Here is a 444-nt window from a genome sequence, read left to right as displayed (position 1 = left end):
GGTCACATTCCGAACCCGGAAGCTAAGCCTCACAGCGCCGATGGTACTGCAGGGGGGACCCTGTGGGAGAGTAGGACACCGCCGGACTTCTTTCGTGAAATGGCCACCCAGAGTTGGGTGGCCATTTCTCGTTAACGCGCACGTGGGAGGACAGAGAAGATGACGGACGAAGAGCGCCCTGGACGATCGGGCGGTAAGCGCAAGTTCACGCCTGCCTCCTCGCGATCGCGGGACGAGCGGCCGCGGCGCAGCGGCGGTGAGTCGACCGATCGTGATCGTCGCACATTCGGGCACCGTGATGGTGAGCGACGACCTGGAGCTCAGCGCGACGGGGAGCGTCGTCCGTACGAGAAGCGTGACGGTGAGCGTTCGTCGTATCCGAAGCGTGACGGTGAGCGTCGTCCGTACGAGAAGCGTGATGGTGAGCGTCGTCCGTACGAGAAT

Annotated in this window: 1 rRNA gene; it reads left to right on the top strand. The window is 63.5% G+C overall.

The features are described 5' to 3' along the window. Positions 1–87, top strand: a 5S ribosomal RNA gene (gene rrf / locus AB0259_RS06900); the annotation flags it as partial. Positions 88–444 lie beyond the last annotated feature (357 nt).

The organism is Microbacterium sp. NPDC080005, from assembly GCF_040702445.1.
GTDB lineage: Bacteria > Actinomycetota > Actinomycetes > Actinomycetales > Microbacteriaceae > Microbacterium > Microbacterium oleivorans_D.
This window is presented reverse-complemented; position numbering and strand designations above follow the sequence as displayed.